Raw genomic sequence first — 15,701 nt, 5'->3', positions numbered from 1 at the left:
GGCGCGTCCCTTTTACAGATAAAGATGAGGCGAGATGGACAAGATTTGGTTGAAGTCGTACCCGGACAGCGTTCCCGCAGAGATTGATTGCACGCAATACCGTTCCGTCACGCATTTGCTGGAAGAGTCGTTCCAGAAATATGCGGACCGCAACGCTTTCGTGTGCATGGATAAATTCCTCACCTACCGCGAGCTTGACCAGCTGTCGCAGCAGATGGGCGCCTGGCTGCAAAGCAAGGGCCTGCAAGCGGGCGCGCGCGTGGCGATCATGCTGCCGAACGTGTTGCAGTATCCGGTAGCCATGGCGGCGATCTTGCGCGCTGGCTACACCGTGGTGAACGTCAATCCGCTGTACACGCCGCGCGAATTGCAGCACCAGTTGATCGATTCGGGCAGCGAAGCGATCATCGTGCTGGAAAACTTCGCCACCACGGTGGAACAGGTATTGCCGCACACCCAGGTCAAGCATGTGATCGTCGCCACCATGGGCGACTTGCTCGGTGGCTTGAAGGGCGCCATCGTCAACTTCGTCGTGCGCAAGATCAAGAAAATGGTGCCGGCGTTTTCCTTGCCGGGCGCCATCAGCTTCAACAAGATGCTGGCCGAGGGTTCCCGTTTGACCTTGACGCCGGTGCAGCAGGGGCATGACGATATTGTCTTCCTGCAATACACGGGCGGCACGACGGGCGTGTCGAAGGGCGCGATGTTGTTGCACCGTAACGTGATCGCCAACGTGCTGCAAAACGAGGCGTGGATGTCGCCCGTGATGACCAAGGAAATGCGCGCCACCTCGATGGGCTTCATGTGCGCCTTGCCCCTGTATCACATCTATTCGCTGACCGTCAGCGCCCTGATGGGCATGCGCCTGGGCGGCATGAGCGTGCTGATCCCCAACCCGCGCGACATCCCCGGTTTCGTCAAGGAATTGAGCAAGCACAAGATCGTCGTCTTCCCAGCCGTCAATACTCTGTACAACGCGCTGCTGAACAACGCCGACTTCGCCAAGCTCGATTTTTCCAGCTATAAAGTGTGCAATGGCGGCGGCATGGCCTTGCAGCGCAATGTGGCCGAGCGCTGGCTCAAATTGACGGGCTGCCCGCTGATCGAAGGCTATGGCATGTCGGAAACGTCGCCCGTGGTGACGGGCAACCGCGTCGATATCACGGAATTCACGGGCACCATCGGCTTGCCTTTCCCCTCGACGGAAGTGGCGATTTTGAATGACGATGGCGTGGAAGTGCCGCTGGGCGAACCGGGCGAAATCGCCGTGCGCGGCCCGCAAGTGATGGCGGGATACTGGCAGCGTCCGGACGAGACCGCCAAGTCGATGACGGCCGACGGCTATTTCAAGACGGGCGACGTGGGCGTCATGGACGAGCGCGGCTACGTGAAGATCGTGGACCGCAAGAAAGACATGATCATCGTGTCCGGCTTCAATGTGTATCCGAATGAAGTGGAAGACGTGGTCGCATCGTGCCCGGGCGTGCTGGAATGCGCCTGCATCGGCGTGCCGGATGCCAACGCGGGCGAAGCCGTGAAAGTGTTTGTCGTACGCAAGGATCCGAACCTGACGGTGGAACAGATCCGCGAGCATTGCAAGCATGAATTGACGGCCTACAAGAAGCCGAAATACATCGAGTTCCGCGATGAATTGCCGAAGACCAATGTCGGCAAGATCTTGCGCCGTCAATTACGCGACGAAAAGAAAGTCGCCTAATTCGCCGCCAGGGCCGTGTCCGCCGCCACGGCTTGCCGTGGCCGGGCGGGCAAGCCGAAGCAGGGGCGCAGCCAGTTCACTTTGCTGATCAGCAGCGAGGTCCCCAGCCAGCAGGTCGCCACCGTGCCTGCCAATATCAGCAGCGGTTCGAGCACGGGGCCCAGCTTTAACGGCACCAGCCAGTAGGCCAGCAGCACGATGGCGCTCTGGTGCAATATGTACCAGGGAAAGACGGCCTGGCGCGCCCATGGCAGCCAGGAAAATGGTTTATTCAGCAAGGTGTGCGACCAGCCCAGGATGGCGCAGATGGCCAGCCACATGTACAGGTTGCGCATGGGCCAGGAGCCGGCTGAGGCCCAGGTCAGCAGGTTTTCCGAAGCCACCAGGTCAAAACCCAGATACACGGCAAACGCGCAGGGCGCCAGCAGCAGCGCCTGCCAGCGCAAGCGCGCCAGTTCCTGCCACACTCCCTTGTCATTGCCCAGCCACCAGCCATACAGATACATGGTGAAATAGATGGCGTGCGCGTACCAGTCTTTCACCAGCGCATGGGTTTCCGGATAGCGCAGCTTCAGGAAGGCCGTTGCCGCCAGCGCTGGCAGGGCGGGCAGAATCAGCAGGCGCCAGCCGCGCAGCCCCGCAAACAGCGGTCTTGCCTTGGCCAGCAGCGGCTGCAAGGCCACCAGCACGATGGTGTACAGCAACAGGTACACCAGATACCACAGATGGTTCCACGTAAAACTGGTTTTCCAGCCCGTAAATGCGCCGGCCGGCCAGGCGTAGCCGCCAAAGTAATGCAGCAGGAATGCTCCATAGCCAGGCTCGACCAGGCCATTCGTGACGCCTTCGCAATACGGCTGCACGGGTATCACCACCAGTACGCCAAACAGCAAGGGCAGCAACAGGCGATGGAGCCTGCGCCGCAGGAAGGCCCCTCGGGACGAGTGCGTCATCATGGCGCAGGACACGCCGGAAATGAGGAATACGATTTCCATGCGCCACCGGTTGATAAAGACCATGGGAAAATTCAATGTTTCCGTCAAGTAAGTACTTTTCATGTGGAAGGCGGTGCCATCCAGGTACAGCATGGCCGTGTGGTAGACGATCAGCAGGCTGAAGACCAGAAAGCGCAAGGCATCGATATCGTAACGGCGGGAATCTGTGGTCATGGTCGCGGGATCCGTTGGTAAGGGAAGGCCCCAGCATAGGCAGGCCGCGCGGGACGAACCAGCGAAAAGTGATCAACGGCGGGCTGTTTGTGACGAGCGGTGATGCCGGGACTGCTTTGGGACCTTACAATCGTGCAACTAATTCACCGTCCGACACCATGCGCCTGTCTTCCACCGATTTATTGCAACGATATCAACGCTGGCGCCAGATTGCCGAGCCAGCTTTCTGGATCGTCCTGTATCTGCTGCAAACGTCGCTCAACTGCTGGATCAGCTGGGCCGACCGCCAGCGCGCCGGGCTCGCTACGCCTTTCTGGGAAGTGGCCGTGTGGGAGTGGAGCAGCAACCTGGTGTTGCTGGCGCTGGTACCGCTGGTGATCCTGGCCAACCAGTTGCGGCCGCTGCACCTGGTGTTCCAGCGGCAGAACCTGCGCTGGCACCTGGCCGCGTCGCTGGTCTACAGCCTCGTGCATGTGCTGGCCATGGTGGCCTTGCGCAAACTGGCGTACTGGAGCGCCGGCAGCGCTTACGATTTCGGTAACTGGTGGCGTGAATTGCCGTATGAATATGTCAAGGATGTGCGTACTTACTTCTCCATTTTATTGTTCACGGGTTTTTACCAGTTGCTGCTGATGCGCTGGCAAGGCGAGGCGACCCTGCTGGGCGAACCCGATGAAGGCCCGGCCGTGGAACCGGTACAGCAGCCGGAACGTTTCCTGGTGCGCAAACTGGGCAAGGACTTTTTGCTGCCCGCCGTTGAGATCGAATGGATACAGGCCTGGGGCAATTATGTGAATTTGCACGTGCGCGGGCACGATTACCCGCTGCGCTCGACCATGGCCGCCATCGAGCGCCGCCTGGACGGCAAGCGCTTTGTGCGCGTGCACCGCAGCTATATCGTCAATCTTGATTTTGTGCAGGCAATCACGCCGCTGGAATCGGGCGATGCGCGTGCCGTGCTGTCCACGGGCGGCGAAGTGCCCGTCAGCCGGCGCTACCGCGATGCCTTGAAAAGCATTTGCTAGCGTTCCTGCAAGCCAGCCTTGCCGTCGCGCACGACAAAGCTGGCCAGTGTCGCGATGGTCGACGTGCTGTCGCGCACGTTCTCCAGGCCCTGGAACAGGGTCGTGGTTTTCTCCGGTGTGATGTCCAGCAACATATAGCCGCGCTTGTCGCTGCGTCCGTAGCGGATGTGCGGGTTCATCGCCACGTACTGCTCCGTGCGTGCTTGCGGGCGGGAACTCGAGGTGATTGAGGTACCGCAAAACTCGGTGGCCAGCACGGGATTATCCTTGCTGGTGGGGCGCATGGCATTGCGGCTCAGTTCCGCGGCATAAAAGGTATGCACGTCGCCCGACAGTACCAGCGGGTTGCTGGCCTTGCTGCTGCGCAAGGCGTCGAGCAAGTGCTGGCGCGCCATCGGATAGCCATCCCAGCCATCGGTCCAGATGCGTTCGTCGCCGGGCCGCAGGATGGGCACCTGGCTCGATTGCGCCATCAGGGTTTGCTGGGCCAAAATGTTCCAGCGCGCGGGAGAATCATCGAGGCCGGCTTGCAGCCAGCGCTGCTGTTCCTCGCCCAGCATGGTGCGGCCGGGTTTGCGCAAATCGGGGCAGTTGCGCATGGTGATGGAATTGGAGCCGCCGCGGCCCGGCCTGGCGCACGCATGGTAGGCGCGGTATTGCCGGTCGTCCAGCACGTGGAAGCGCGCCAGGCGGCCCCAGTCATAGCGCTGGTAGATGCGTATGTCGACAAAGCCGCGCCGGCCCAGCGGCAGCAGGCGCAGCGGCATGTGTTCATAAAATGCCTGGTAGGCGGCCGCGCGGCGTTCAAGAAACGATGGCGTGAGCAACTCGTCGCGGTCATTGCCGTAATCGTTGGCCACTTCATGGTCGTCCCAGGTGACGATCCACGGCGCGGCCAGGTGCGCACCCTGCAAGTCGCGGTCGCTCTTGTACTGGGCGTAGCGGGCGCGGTAGTCGTCCAGAGTGAAACTTTCATGCGTGCGCACGGCCCGGCTCGGGTGTTGCAGCTGGTATGGACCCCATTCGTAGATGTAGTCGCCAAGGAAGGCCACCAGGTCGGGCGCGGCGGCGGCGATGTGCCGGTGCGCCGCATACGCGCCGAATTCCCAGTGCTGGCACGAGGCGACGGCCAGTTTCAGCGAGGCAGGCATGGCGCCGTGTTCGGGCGCCGTGCGCGTGCGGCCCACGGGGCTGACGGCGTCGCCAAGCATGAAGCGGTACCAGTACCAGCGTCCGGGCGCCAGGCTGCCCACATCGACGTGCACGCTGTGCGCGAGGGCGGGCGTGGCCGTGGCTTGCCCCTTGGCGGCGATGCGCCGGAACGCTTCGTCTTCGGCCACTTCCCAGCGGACGTTCAGGGCGATGGCGGGCGTGGCGCTGGCATGCAGCGGGTCGTAGCAGATGCGCGTCCACAGCACGACGGCGTCGGGCAAGGGCGAGCCGGAAGCGACGCCGAGTGCGAACGGGTAGCCGGCGCCATTCAGGCGCGTGGCGGCGCTCGCGCTGGAACCGGACAGCACGCTGCCGGCGGCGGCCAGCGCACCGATGCGGGCGGCGCTGTGCAGGAAGATGCGGCGCTGACTATCCATGCCGTCTGAAACGTGGGATTAATACGACAATCAGGACGCCAATAAGGTCTCGATCGGCGGCACCTTGCGCGGTTTGCGGTCGGAGTCCGTCGCCACGTAGATCAGGGTCGCTTCCGTGACTTTCACGATGCACGCCTGCAGGCGGTTGCGTTCTGCATACACCTCGACATTGACGGTGATCGAGGTATTGCCAACCTTGACGATGTCGGCGTAGAAGGAGAGCAGATCGCCGACGAAGACGGGGTTTTTGAAGACGAAGGAGTTGACGGCGATGGTGGCGACACGGCCGTTGGCGCGCCGCGTGGCCGGCAGGGAACCGGCGATATCGACCTGCGCCATGATCCAGCCGCCGAAGACGTCGCCGTACACATTGGCGTCGGACGGCGCGGGCATCATGCGCAATTCCGGCATTTTTCCGGCGGGCAGGCCGGAAGCGAGGCAGTTGTCGGGGCGGTCGGGGGAGGTGCTCATCTTTTATTCTCATGAAAGGCTACAATTGCCCCGATTGAACCATAAAAAGCCGACCTTCGCCATGCGCCGTTCCCAGACTCCCCCTCCGCCCCGCTCGCCAGCCTCCGCCAGCCACAGCGATTTCGCCACCATCAAGACCTTGCTGCCGTATCTCTGGGTCTACAAATGGCGAGTGCTGCTGGCGCTGCTATGCCTGGTGGGCGCCAAGCTGGCCAACGTGGGCGTGCCCCTGATCCTGAAAAAACTCGTCGACGCCATGACGATCACGGCGGCGCATCCGCAAGCACTGCTGGTGTTGCCGGTCGGCTTGCTGGTGGCGTATGGCTTGCTGCGCCTGTCGACCACCCTGTTTACGGAGTTGCGCGAATTCCTGTTTGCGCGGGTCACGCAGCGGGCCGTGCGCACCATCGCCCTGCAAGTGTTCCGCCACCTGCATGCGCTGTCCCTGCGTTTCCACCTGAATCGCCAGACGGGCGGCATGACGCGCGACATCGAACGGGGCACGCGCAGCGTCGGTTCGCTCATTTCTTACACCCTGTTCAACATCCTGCCGACCTTGGTGGAAATCACCCTCGTGCTCGGCTACCTGGTCTTGCACTACGACATCTGGTTCACCGTGATCACGGCCGTGGCGCTGGTGTCCTATATCGCGTTTACCGTGCTGGTGACGAACTGGCGCACGCATTTCCGCCGCACCATGAACGACCTCGATTCGAAGGCAAATACCAAGGCCATCGATTCGCTGATCAACTATGAAACCGTGAAATATTTCGGTAACGAGGATTACGAGGCGAAGCGCTACGACGAGGGCTTGCAGCGCTACGAATCGGCGGCCGTCAAATCGCAGACTTCCTTGTCCTTGCTCAATACGGGCCAGTCGCTGATCATCGCCACGGCCGTGACATTAATTCTCTGGCGCGCCACCGTGGGCGTCATCAACGGCACGATGACTCTGGGCGACCTGGTGCTGGTGAACGCCTTCATGATCCAGCTGTATATTCCCCTCAATTTCCTGGGCGTCATCTATCGTGAAATCAAGCAAAGCCTGGCCGACATGGAACGCCTGTTTTCCTTGCTGAACGAGAACCGCGAAATCGCCGATACGCCGGAAGCCAAACCGCTCGTCACGCGGGGCGCGGCCGTGCGTTTCGCGCATGTGGATTTCAGTTATGAAGCCAAGCGGCAAATCCTGTTCGACGTGGATTTCCAGATTCCCGCCGGCACCACGACGGCCGTGGTGGGGCATAGCGGCTCGGGCAAGTCGACCCTGTCGCGTTTGCTGTTCCGCTTCTATGAAGTCGATGGCGGCGGCATCACCATCGATGGCCAGGATGTGCGCGCCATCACGCAGGATTCCCTGCGCGCAGCCATCGGCATTGTGCCGCAGGATACGGTGCTGTTCAACGACACTATCGAATACAACATCGCCTATGGCAAGCCGGGCGCCAGCAAGGAAGCCATCGTGGCGGCCGCGAAAGCGGCGTCGATCCATGATTTTATTGAAAGCTTGCCAGATGGCTACAATTCCATGGTGGGCGAGCGAGGCCTAAAACTGTCGGGCGGCGAAAAGCAGCGCGTGGCCATCGCCCGCACCTTGCTGAAAGACCCGGCCATCCTGATCTTCGACGAAGCCACCTCGGCGCTCGATTCCAAGGCCGAGCAGGCGATCCAGTCGCAGCTGAAGGACATCGCCAAAAACCGCACCACCCTGGTCATTGCGCACCGCCTGTCGACGGTGGCGGACGCCCAGCAAATCCTGGTGCTCGACCATGGCCGCATCGTCGAGCGGGGCACGCATCCGCAATTGCTGGCGCTCGATGGCCTGTACGCGCAGATGTGGCAACGCCAGCAGGCAAATATGGACGACGAGGCGCAAGAGGACGAGTTGGCGGGGCTGGCGCCGGCAAAATAAATCGGGAAGGCGAAATCAGTAGGAAAAATGCTACAGCCGCGCCGATTCAGGCGCGCGTATAGCGCCTATTTGCGGGCAATCGCAGAAAACGGCTAGTCCAGCGCTGAAAATGAAATAAAATTAATTCTATTGGTGGCGTCTGCACCACAGTTGTTTCGTTCGGAGTCCATCCGGTTTGTCCGCCCAGGAGAATTTATGAAATTGACCAAAATCATCGCCACGCTGCTCAGCGTCGGTGTCATCAGCAGCATGTCGCCAGTCCAGGCTCAGGAATTGACCGGCACCTTGGCCAAGATCAAGAAAGCCGGTTCCGTCACCCTCGGTGTGCGTGACGGTTCCGTTCCCTTCTCCTATCTCGATGACAAGCAGCAATACCAGGGGTATTCGATCGACCTGTGCATGAAAGTCGTCACTGCCTTGCAAAAGCACCTGGGCCTGAGCGAACTGAAAGTGGTGATGAGCCCAGTCACGTCGGCCAACCGCATCCCGCTGATGGCCAACGGCACCATCGACCTCGAATGCGGCTCGACGACGAACAACCTGGAACGCCAGCAGCAGGTGGCATTCGCCCCTACCATGTTCGTCATTGGCAACCGCGTGCTGTCGAAAAAATCCTCGAATATCAAGACCCTGGAAGATTTGCGCGGCAAGACCCTGGTCGCCACGGCCGGCACGTCGACCATCAAGCAGATGACCATCCTGAACAAGGAAAAAAACCTGGGCATGACGATTGCCGTCGGCAAGGACCACCCTGAATCGTTCCTGATGCTGGAAACGGGCCGCGCGGTGGCCGAAGCCAACGACGATATCCTGCTGGCGTCGCAAGTGGCCAACTCGAAAAACCCGAACGACTACGAAATCACCAAGGAAGCGCTGTCGGTCGAGCCGTACGGCATCATGCTGCGCAAGGGCGATCCCGCCTTCAAGAAAGTGGTCGACGACGCGCTGATTCGCCTGTACAAGAGCGACGACATCAACCGCATCTACGCGAAATGGTTTACCTCGCCGATCCCGCCGAAAAACATCAACCTGAAATTCCCCATGCCGCCGCAATTGAAGGCGGTCTTCACGAATCCGACCGATTCGGGCGACCCGGCTGCTTATGCGGCCGTACCGGAAGCGCAGAAGACCTCGGACAAACGGAAAAAATAACAAGAGTGCGTAACAAATCGGGGGGCGCAAGCCTCCCGTTTTATTTACGGGACGGGTGGCGGACAAGCCGCTTTCCTTGAGCTGCATGGAAGGATGATCATGAATTACAACTGGAATTGGCGCATTTTCTGGGAGATTTCTCCCGATGGCGTGGGCACGTATATGGACACCCTGTGGTCCGGTCTCGTCTGGACCCTGGCCACGGCCGGTGCGGCGTGGATCATGGCGCTGATATTGGGCCTGGTGATCGGCACCATCCGCACCCTGCCGAACAAATGGCTGGTGGGCGTGGCCAATGCCTACGTCGAATTGTTCCGCAACGTGCCGCTGCTGGTGCAGATGTTCCTCTGGTATTTCGTCATGCCGGAGCTGCTGCCGCCTGACCTGGGCGCCTGGGTCAAGTCGCTGCCGAATGCGCCTTTCGTCACGGCCGTGCTGTGCCTGGGATTCTTTACTTCCTCGCGCGTGGCCGTGCAGGTAACGACGGGCATCGAGGCGTTGCCGCGCGGGCAGAAACTGGCCGGCACGGCGCTGGGTCTGACCCTGCCGCAAACCTACCGCTTCATTTTGCTGCCGATGGCCGCGCGCGTCATCATGCCGCCGCTGACCAGCGAATTTTTGAACATCATCAAGAACAGTTCCGTGGCGCTGACCATCGGCCTGATCGAACTGACGGCCAGCGCACGCGCCATCCAGGAGTTTTCCTTCCAGGTGTTCGAGGCGTTTTCGGCCGCCACCATCATCTACGTCGTCGTCAACCTGCTGGTGGTGGTGCTGATGCACCTGATCGAGAAAAAGGTCGCCATCCCGGGCTTCATCGTCGCCGGCGCCAAGACGGGAGGACACTGATATGTTCGGTAATTTCGACTTCGATGTCATCTCCCGCTCGTGGGTCTACCTGTTCCAGACCGGCATGGTCTTCACCCTGAAGCTGACGGCGCTGGCCATGGTCGGCGGCATCGTGCTGGGTACCCTGCTGGCGCTGATGCGCTTGTCCGGCAATCGCATCGTCTCTGGCGTGGCATCGAGCTACGTCAACCTGATACGTTCGATCCCGCTGGTGCTGGTGATCTTCTGGTTCTATTTCCTGGTGCCGTATATCGCCGCCTGGGTCATCGGCGCGAACGAACCCGTGAAAGTGGGCGCGTTTTCTTCCGCGCTGATCACCTTCATCATGTTCGAGGCGGCTTACTATTGCGAGATCATGCGCAGTGGCATACAGTCGATTCCCCGCGGCCAGGTGTGGGCGGGCCAGGCGCTGGGCATGAACTACGCGCAGACCATGGGCAGCATCGTGCTGCCGCAGGCCTTTCGCAACATGATCCCCGTGCTGCTGACGCAGACCATCGTGCTGTTCCAGGACGTGTCGCTCGTCTACGTGCTGTCGATCCCCGATTTCGTCGGCGCCGCATCAAAAATCGCGCAGCGCGACGGCCGCCTGGTGGAAATGTATGTGTTTGTCGCCGTCGTGTATTTCGTGCTGTGCTATGCCTTGTCGTTCCTGGTAAAACGCCTGCAGAAACGCGTCGCCATCATTCGCTAACCGTAAAAGAAAGAACAAGATGATTGAACTCAATAACGTCAGCAAATGGTATGGCCAGTTCCAGGTACTGACCGACTGCACCACCCAGGTCGCCAAGGGCGACGTGATGGTCATTTGCGGCCCTTCCGGCTCCGGCAAGTCGACCCTGATCAAGACCGTCAACGGCCTCGAGCCGATCCAGCAGGGACAGATCATCGTCGACGGCATCAGCGTCAACGATCCGAAAACGAATTTGTCGAAACTGCGTGCGCGCATCGGCATGGTGTTCCAGAATTTCGAGCTGTTCCCGCATTTGTCGATCCGCGAAAACCTCACCATCGGCCAGATCAAGGTGCTGGGCCGCAGCGCTGATGAAGCCAATGCCAAGGGCTTGAAATACCTGGACCGCGTGGGCCTGCTGTCGCAGCAGGATAAATTCCCGGGCCAGCTGTCGGGCGGCCAGCAGCAGCGCGTGGCGATCGCCCGCGCGCTGTCGATGGACCCGATCGCCATGCTGTTCGACGAACCGACATCGGCGCTCGATCCGGAAATGATCAACGAAGTGCTCGACGTGATGGTGGGCCTGGCGCAGGAAGGCATGACGATGATGGTCGTCACCCACGAAATGGGCTTTGCCAAGCGCGTGGCCAACCGCATCGTCTTCATGGACCAGGGCAAGATCATCGAGGATTGCAGCAAGGATGACTTCTTCAACACGACGCGCTCGGACCGCGCGCGCGACTTCCTGGCGAAAATCATTCACTGATCCCTGGTTTTATCGATAAAAGCGGCCGGTCTTCACCGGCCGTTTTTGCGTTGACAGTACGCCTGTGCCCGGTTTTCCTCTGGCAGCCTGGCCGCTAAGGCAGCCCCGCGGCTGGTAAAATGGCGCTATTCGCAATGACCGCCTGAGAGCAGCCGCCATGTCCACACTCGATCACACCCCAGCCTCCATCACCATCACCCGTCCGGATGACTGGCATTTGCATCTGCGCGACGGCGCCGTCATGGCCAGCGTGCTGCCGCACAGCGCGCGCCAGTTCGGCCGCGCCATCGTCATGCCGAACCTGAAGCCGCCCGTCACCACCACGGCCGATGCCGCAGCCTACCGCGAGCGCATCCTGGCCGCCGTGCCGCAAGGTGTGAACTTCGATCCGTTGATGGTGCTGTACCTGACGAACAACACCTCGCCCGACGAAATCCGCCGCGCGCAGGACAGCGGCATCGTGCAGGCCGTCAAATTGTACCCGGCCGGCGCCACGACGAATTCCGACCTGGGCGTGACGGATTTGAAGAATTGCTACAAGGTGCTCGAAGTGATGCAGGAAGTGGGCATGCCCTTCCTCGTGCACGGCGAAGTGACGGATCCGGAAATCGACATTTTCGACCGCGAAGCCGTCTTCATCGAGCGCGTGATGCGTCCGCTGCGCAGCGCTTTCCCGGCCCTGTCCGTCGTGTTCGAACACATCACCACCAAGGATGCGGCGCAGTACGTGGCCGAAGCGGAGGGCCCGATCGCCGCCACCATCACGGCGCACCATCTGCTGTACAACCGCAACGAGATTTTCAAGGGCGGCATCCGTCCCCATTACTACTGCCTGCCCATTCTCAAGCGCGAAGAGCACCGCCTGGCGCTGATGACGGCGGCCGCCAGCGGCGACGAGCGCTTCTTCCTCGGCACGGATTCGGCGCCGCACGCGCAAGGCGCCAAGGAAATGGCCTGCGGCTGCGCCGGTTGCTACACGGCCTTGCATGCGATGGAAATGTATGCGGAAGCGTTCGAACGGGCCGGCGCGCTCGATAAACTGGAAGCGTTCGCCAGCTTCCACGGCCCCGCCTTCTACGGCGTGCCGCGCAACACGGATACCATCACCCTGAAGCGCGAAAGCTGGACCTTGCCGGCTTCGCTGCCGCTGGGCGACAGCCATGTGATTCCGCTCAATGCGAGCGAGCAGATTAACTGGAAAATGGTGTAAATACTCCATGCTGCCATCGATAGACTGGACCCGCCCCTGGTTTGCCACGGTGCTGCCGGCGCGACGGCAGCTGGACCTGCAGCGCGACACGGTGATTGCCGCGCTGAACGGACGGGCGCGGGCGCTGGACTTGCGCAATCCATCCGGCCTGCCGCTGGCTTTCGTGCCGCAAGCGGACCTGCCCGAAGGCGTCGCCTACGAGGAGTTCATCGGCGCGACGGGCGGCGTGCCCACGCGCGACAATCTGCACGATTTTTTCAACGCGCTCGTGTGGCTCACCTTTCCCCGCATCAAGCGGCAGTTGAACGCGCTGCAGGCGGCGCAGATCGCGCTGTCCGGCGTCGGCAAATCGCGTGGTCCTGCGCGCGACGGCGCGACGATTTTCGACGAAAATTCCGCCCTGCTGGTGCTGCGCGACAGCGATGCGGGACGCGCGCTGGATGCGGCGCTGCGCGGGCATGACTGGCGCAGCGCGTTCATTGCGCAGCGCGACAAGTTTGACGCGGGCGGCGACGCCGAAGTCTGGCTGTTCGGCCACGCGCTGATGGAAAAACTGGTGGCGCCGCGCAAGGCCATCACGGCGCATACGCGCGTGATCTTCGCCGGCGACGCCTATTTCACCCTGGACGATGCGGCACGCCGCGCCTGGCTCGACGAGCGGGTGGCGCAGGATCTGGCGCAGCAAGGCCTCACCACGGCGGACTTCACGCCGCTGCCTGTGCTCGGTTTGCCCGGCTGGTGCGAGGGCCAGGACGACGATTTTTACAATGACGCGGCGGTGTTCCGCCCGAAGCGCAAGGTGGCTGGCGCAGAAAGAGATCAATAGCATGGAAAATACCATCCGCTGGGGCATCCTCGGCACCGGCAAGATCGCCCGCGCGATGGCCAATGGCTTGCGCGACGCGCCTGGAGCGCAGCTGGCGGCCGTCGCCTCGCGCAGCGCCGCCGGCGCGCAAGCCTTCGGCGCCGAATTCGGCATCGAACGCTGCCACGGCTCCTACCAGGCGCTGGCTGACGATCCTGGCGTGGACGTGATCTACATCGCCACGCCGCACACCCTGCATGCGGAAAATGCCCTGCTGTGCCTGGCCGCCGGCAAGCACGTCGTGTGCGAAAAACCGTTCACCATGAATGCGCGCGAAGCGCAGGCCGTGGTCGACCTGGCGCGCGACAAAAAACTGTTTTTGATGGAAGCCATGTGGAGCCGCTTCCTGCCCGCCGTGCAGGAAGCGCAGCGCATCATCGCCAGCGGCGAAATCGGCGTGCTGCAGCAGGTGCAGGCCGATATCGGCTTTGTCGCCAATTTCCCGCCCGAGCACCGCATGTTCAATCCGGAACTCGGCGGCGGCGCGCTGCTCGACGTGGGCATCTATCCGCTGTCGATGGCGGCCTTCTTCCTCGGCCCCGTATTGCAGGTGCAGGCGCTGGCCGAAATGGGCGCCACCGGCGTCGATGAGCAGGTCGTGTTTTCGCTGTTGCACGCGGGCGGCGGCACCTCGTCCTGCGCCTGCAGCCTGCGCGCGCAAACGCCGACGGAAATGACCATTTCCGGCAGCCTGGGGCGAATTCGCCTGCCCAACCGTTTTTACAAGCCCGATCATCTGATCGTCGAAACGATGGATGGCGCACGCCGCGTCGTCGCCATGCCGCACCTGGGCAATGGCTACGCGCACGAGGCGATCGAAGCGATGCGCTGCATCCGCGCCGGCCTGCTGGAAAGCCCCGTCATGCCGCATGCGGACAGCGTGGCGCTGATGCACAACCTTGACACCATGCGTGGCCAGATCGGCCTCGTTTACAGCGCCGACCAGGCGTCATCAGGAATCCCATGACATTGCACTCATCGCGTCCCAGCCTGAAAACCGTCCTGATCGCCAGCGGCATCGTGCTGACCCTGGCGATGGGCGTGCGCCATGGCCTGGGTTTCTGGATGCAGCCGATCTCGCAAGCGAATGGCTGGACGCGCGAAACGTATTCGCTGGCGCTGGCCATGCAAAACCTGATGTGGGGCGTCTTCGGCCCGTTCGCCGGCATGGCGGCCGACCGTTTCGGCACCATGCGCGTCGTCATCGTCGGCGCCATCAGCTACATGGCGGGCCTGGTGTGGATGGCGCTGGTGACGCAGCCCACCCTGTTCATCGTCGGTTCCGGCATCTTCATCGGCCTGGCGCTGGCTTGCACCGCCTTTGGCGCCATCAGCGGCATCATCGGCCGCAGCGCGCCGCCGGAGCAGCGCTCGTGGGCCTTCGGCATCTCGTCGGCGGCCGGCTCGTTCGGCCAGTTCCTCATGATGCCGGTCGAGCAGCAACTGATTTCTGCCGTGGGCTGGCAGAACGCCTTCTATGTGCTGGCCGCGCTGGTGTTGCTGGCCATGATTCCGATGGCCTTCTATTTGCGCGAGCCGCCCGTCTCGCACACCAGCGGTCCGCAGCAAAGCGTCGGCGCGGCCTTCGGCGAAGCCATCGCCAGTCGTTCGTTCTGGCTGCTGCTGGCAGGGTATTTCGTCTGCGGTTTCCAGCTGGTCTTCATCGGCGTGCACTTGCCCGCCTACCTGAAGGATCAGGGCCTGATGAATCCGAACATCGCCGTCACGGCGCTGGCGCTGATCGGCCTGTTCAACATCGTCGGCTCCTATTACGCAGGCAAACTCGGTGGCAAGATCGCCAAGCGCTATCTGCTGTCGGCCATCTACGTGACGCGCGCCGTGGTCATCACCGTGTTCCTGCTGGCGCCATTGTCGGCGTGGTCCGTGTACCTGTTCGCCGCCGGCATGGGTGTGCTGTGGCTGTCGACCGTGCCGCTGACGAACGGCATCATCGCCGGCATCTTCGGCGTGAAGCACCTGTCGATGCTGGCGGGAATGGTGTTCTTCTCGCACCAGGTGGGCAGTTTCCTTGGCGCGTGGCTGGGCGGCTATCTGTACGAACACCAGGGCAGTTATCACATCGTGTGGATGATCACCATCGGCCTGGGGCTGCTGGCCGCGCTGATCAACCTGCCCATCGACGAGCGCGCCGTCAAGCGCGTGGCGGTAGCCGCGTAATGGCCAGCTGGCGCACATGGTTATGGCGCCTGGCTGGCGCCGCGCTGCTGGCTCTCGTCTTCCTGGCCTATCTGCGTCCCGATTTCATGCTGGACCTGGCGAACCGCTTCTGGATGTGCATGTAG

15 protein-coding genes are annotated in these 15,701 nt (G+C 61.8%); 12 read left to right on the top strand and 3 right to left on the bottom strand.

Translation table 11 applies throughout. The features are described 5' to 3' along the window. Positions 1-34 precede the first annotated feature (34 nt). Entirely contained in the window at positions 35-1,717 is a 1,683-nt protein-coding gene (locus BZG29_RS27365; protein WP_077408858.1) for a long-chain-fatty-acid--CoA ligase, read from the top strand. Here the strand turns inward: BZG29_RS27365 and BZG29_RS27360 are convergent. Continuing rightward, a complete protein-coding gene (locus tag BZG29_RS27360) occupies positions 1,714-2,886 on the bottom strand; it encodes an acyltransferase family protein (protein WP_077408857.1) in 1,173 nt (390 codons plus the stop codon). The genes BZG29_RS27365 and BZG29_RS27360 overlap by 4 nt on opposite strands. A 158-nt stretch (positions 2,887-3,044) precedes the next feature. Here BZG29_RS27360 and BZG29_RS27355 point away from each other — a divergent pair, with 158 nt between their 5' ends. Beyond that, positions 3,045-3,911 carry a LytTR family DNA-binding domain-containing protein gene (locus BZG29_RS27355; RefSeq protein ID WP_077408856.1) on the top strand — a complete coding sequence of 289 codons (867 nt, stop codon included), beginning with the start codon at positions 3,045-3,047 and terminating at the stop codon, positions 3,909-3,911. On the opposite strand, the gene BZG29_RS27350 is transcribed toward BZG29_RS27355, so the two are convergent. Together BZG29_RS27350 and BZG29_RS27345 are read right to left on the bottom strand one after the other, a co-directional pair. Then, the gene (locus tag BZG29_RS27350) at positions 3,908-5,500 is read right to left on the bottom strand and encodes an alkaline phosphatase D family protein (RefSeq protein ID WP_077408855.1); all 1,593 of its coding nucleotides are present in this window, start codon (positions 5,498-5,500) and stop codon (positions 3,908-3,910) included. The genes BZG29_RS27355 and BZG29_RS27350 overlap by 4 nt on opposite strands. Positions 5,501-5,530: 30 nt before the next feature. Further along, the gene (locus BZG29_RS27345) at positions 5,531-5,896 is read right to left on the bottom strand and encodes an acyl-CoA thioesterase (RefSeq protein ID WP_226939493.1); all 366 of its coding nucleotides are present in this window, start codon (positions 5,894-5,896) and stop codon (positions 5,531-5,533) included. A 136-nt stretch (positions 5,897-6,032) separates the two neighbouring features. On the opposite strand from BZG29_RS27345, the gene BZG29_RS27340 reads away from it, so the two are divergent. The 10 genes from BZG29_RS27340 to BZG29_RS28710 all read left to right on the top strand — a co-directional run bounded on the left by BZG29_RS27340 (position 6,033) and on the right by BZG29_RS28710 (position 15,701). Then, complete coding sequence (locus tag BZG29_RS27340) at positions 6,033-7,883, top strand: ABC transporter ATP-binding protein/permease (protein WP_077409319.1); 1,851 nt, start codon at positions 6,033-6,035, stop codon at positions 7,881-7,883. A gap of 195 nt (positions 7,884-8,078) precedes the next feature. Beyond that, positions 8,079-9,035 carry an amino acid ABC transporter substrate-binding protein gene (locus BZG29_RS27335; RefSeq protein WP_034778971.1) on the top strand — a complete coding sequence of 319 codons (957 nt, stop codon included), beginning with the start codon at positions 8,079-8,081 and terminating at the stop codon, positions 9,033-9,035. Between the two features lie 99 nt (positions 9,036-9,134). Continuing rightward, on the top strand, positions 9,135-9,884 hold the full coding sequence (locus BZG29_RS27330; protein WP_077409318.1) for an amino acid ABC transporter permease: 750 nt from the start codon (positions 9,135-9,137) through the stop codon (positions 9,882-9,884). Between the two features lies 1 nt (position 9,885). Continuing rightward, a complete protein-coding gene (locus BZG29_RS27325; protein ID WP_077408854.1) occupies positions 9,886-10,578 on the top strand; it encodes an ABC transporter permease subunit in 693 nt (230 codons plus the stop codon). Positions 10,579-10,597: 19 nt separating this feature from the next. Continuing rightward, positions 10,598-11,323, top strand: coding sequence for an amino acid ABC transporter ATP-binding protein (locus tag BZG29_RS27320; RefSeq protein WP_077408853.1), 726 nt, complete (start codon positions 10,598-10,600; stop codon positions 11,321-11,323). A 157-nt stretch (positions 11,324-11,480) separates the two neighbouring features. Continuing rightward, the gene (pyrC, locus tag BZG29_RS27315; RefSeq protein ID WP_077408852.1) at positions 11,481-12,533 is read left to right on the top strand and encodes a dihydroorotase; all 1,053 of its coding nucleotides are present in this window, start codon (positions 11,481-11,483) and stop codon (positions 12,531-12,533) included. A gap of 7 nt (positions 12,534-12,540) precedes the next feature. Further along, positions 12,541-13,359 carry a DUF3025 domain-containing protein gene (locus tag BZG29_RS27310; RefSeq protein WP_077408851.1) on the top strand — a complete coding sequence of 273 codons (819 nt, stop codon included), beginning with the start codon at positions 12,541-12,543 and terminating at the stop codon, positions 13,357-13,359. 1 nt (position 13,360) lies between these two features. Next, positions 13,361-14,365 (top strand): Gfo/Idh/MocA family oxidoreductase, encoded by a 1,005-nt coding sequence (locus BZG29_RS27305; protein WP_077408850.1) that lies wholly within the window; start codon positions 13,361-13,363, stop codon positions 14,363-14,365. Further along, entirely contained in the window at positions 14,362-15,576 is a 1,215-nt protein-coding gene (locus BZG29_RS27300; protein ID WP_077408849.1) for an MFS transporter, read from the top strand. The genes BZG29_RS27305 and BZG29_RS27300 overlap by 4 nt, the downstream gene beginning before the upstream one ends. Beyond that, positions 15,576-15,701: a hypothetical protein gene (locus BZG29_RS28710; RefSeq protein ID WP_255206293.1), complete on the top strand. Its 126-nt coding sequence runs from the start codon at positions 15,576-15,578 to the stop codon at positions 15,699-15,701. The genes BZG29_RS27300 and BZG29_RS28710 overlap by 1 nt, the downstream gene beginning before the upstream one ends.

Origin of the sequence: Janthinobacterium sp. LM6, assembly GCF_002002885.1 — a bacterium.
In the GTDB taxonomy this organism is placed as follows: domain Bacteria; phylum Pseudomonadota; class Gammaproteobacteria; order Burkholderiales; family Burkholderiaceae_D; genus Janthinobacterium; species Janthinobacterium kumbetense.
This window is presented reverse-complemented; position numbering and strand designations above follow the sequence as displayed.

Coding starts and splice junctions, on each gene's coding strand:
- BZG29_RS27365 (WP_077408858.1), top strand. CDS start 35: ATGGACAAGATTTGGTTGAAGTCGTACCCGGACAGCGTTCCCGCAGAG.
- BZG29_RS27360 (WP_077408857.1), bottom strand. CDS start 2,886: ATGACCACAGATTCCCGCCGTTACGATATCGATGCCTTGCGCTTTCTG.
- BZG29_RS27355 (WP_077408856.1), top strand. CDS start 3,045: ATGCGCCTGTCTTCCACCGATTTATTGCAACGATATCAACGCTGGCGC.
- BZG29_RS27350 (WP_077408855.1), bottom strand. CDS start 5,500: ATGGATAGTCAGCGCCGCATCTTCCTGCACAGCGCCGCCCGCATCGGT.
- BZG29_RS27345 (WP_226939493.1), bottom strand. CDS start 5,896: ATGATGCCCGCGCCGTCCGACGCCAATGTGTACGGCGACGTCTTCGGC.
- BZG29_RS27340 (WP_077409319.1), top strand. CDS start 6,033: ATGCGCCGTTCCCAGACTCCCCCTCCGCCCCGCTCGCCAGCCTCCGCC.
- BZG29_RS27335 (WP_034778971.1), top strand. CDS start 8,079: ATGAAATTGACCAAAATCATCGCCACGCTGCTCAGCGTCGGTGTCATC.
- BZG29_RS27330 (WP_077409318.1), top strand. CDS start 9,135: ATGAATTACAACTGGAATTGGCGCATTTTCTGGGAGATTTCTCCCGAT.
- BZG29_RS27325 (WP_077408854.1), top strand. CDS start 9,886: ATGTTCGGTAATTTCGACTTCGATGTCATCTCCCGCTCGTGGGTCTAC.
- BZG29_RS27320 (WP_077408853.1), top strand. CDS start 10,598: ATGATTGAACTCAATAACGTCAGCAAATGGTATGGCCAGTTCCAGGTA.
- pyrC (WP_077408852.1), top strand. CDS start 11,481: ATGTCCACACTCGATCACACCCCAGCCTCCATCACCATCACCCGTCCG.
- BZG29_RS27310 (WP_077408851.1), top strand. CDS start 12,541: ATGCTGCCATCGATAGACTGGACCCGCCCCTGGTTTGCCACGGTGCTG.
- BZG29_RS27305 (WP_077408850.1), top strand. CDS start 13,361: ATGGAAAATACCATCCGCTGGGGCATCCTCGGCACCGGCAAGATCGCC.
- BZG29_RS27300 (WP_077408849.1), top strand. CDS start 14,362: ATGACATTGCACTCATCGCGTCCCAGCCTGAAAACCGTCCTGATCGCC.
- BZG29_RS28710 (WP_255206293.1), top strand. CDS start 15,576: ATGGCCAGCTGGCGCACATGGTTATGGCGCCTGGCTGGCGCCGCGCTG.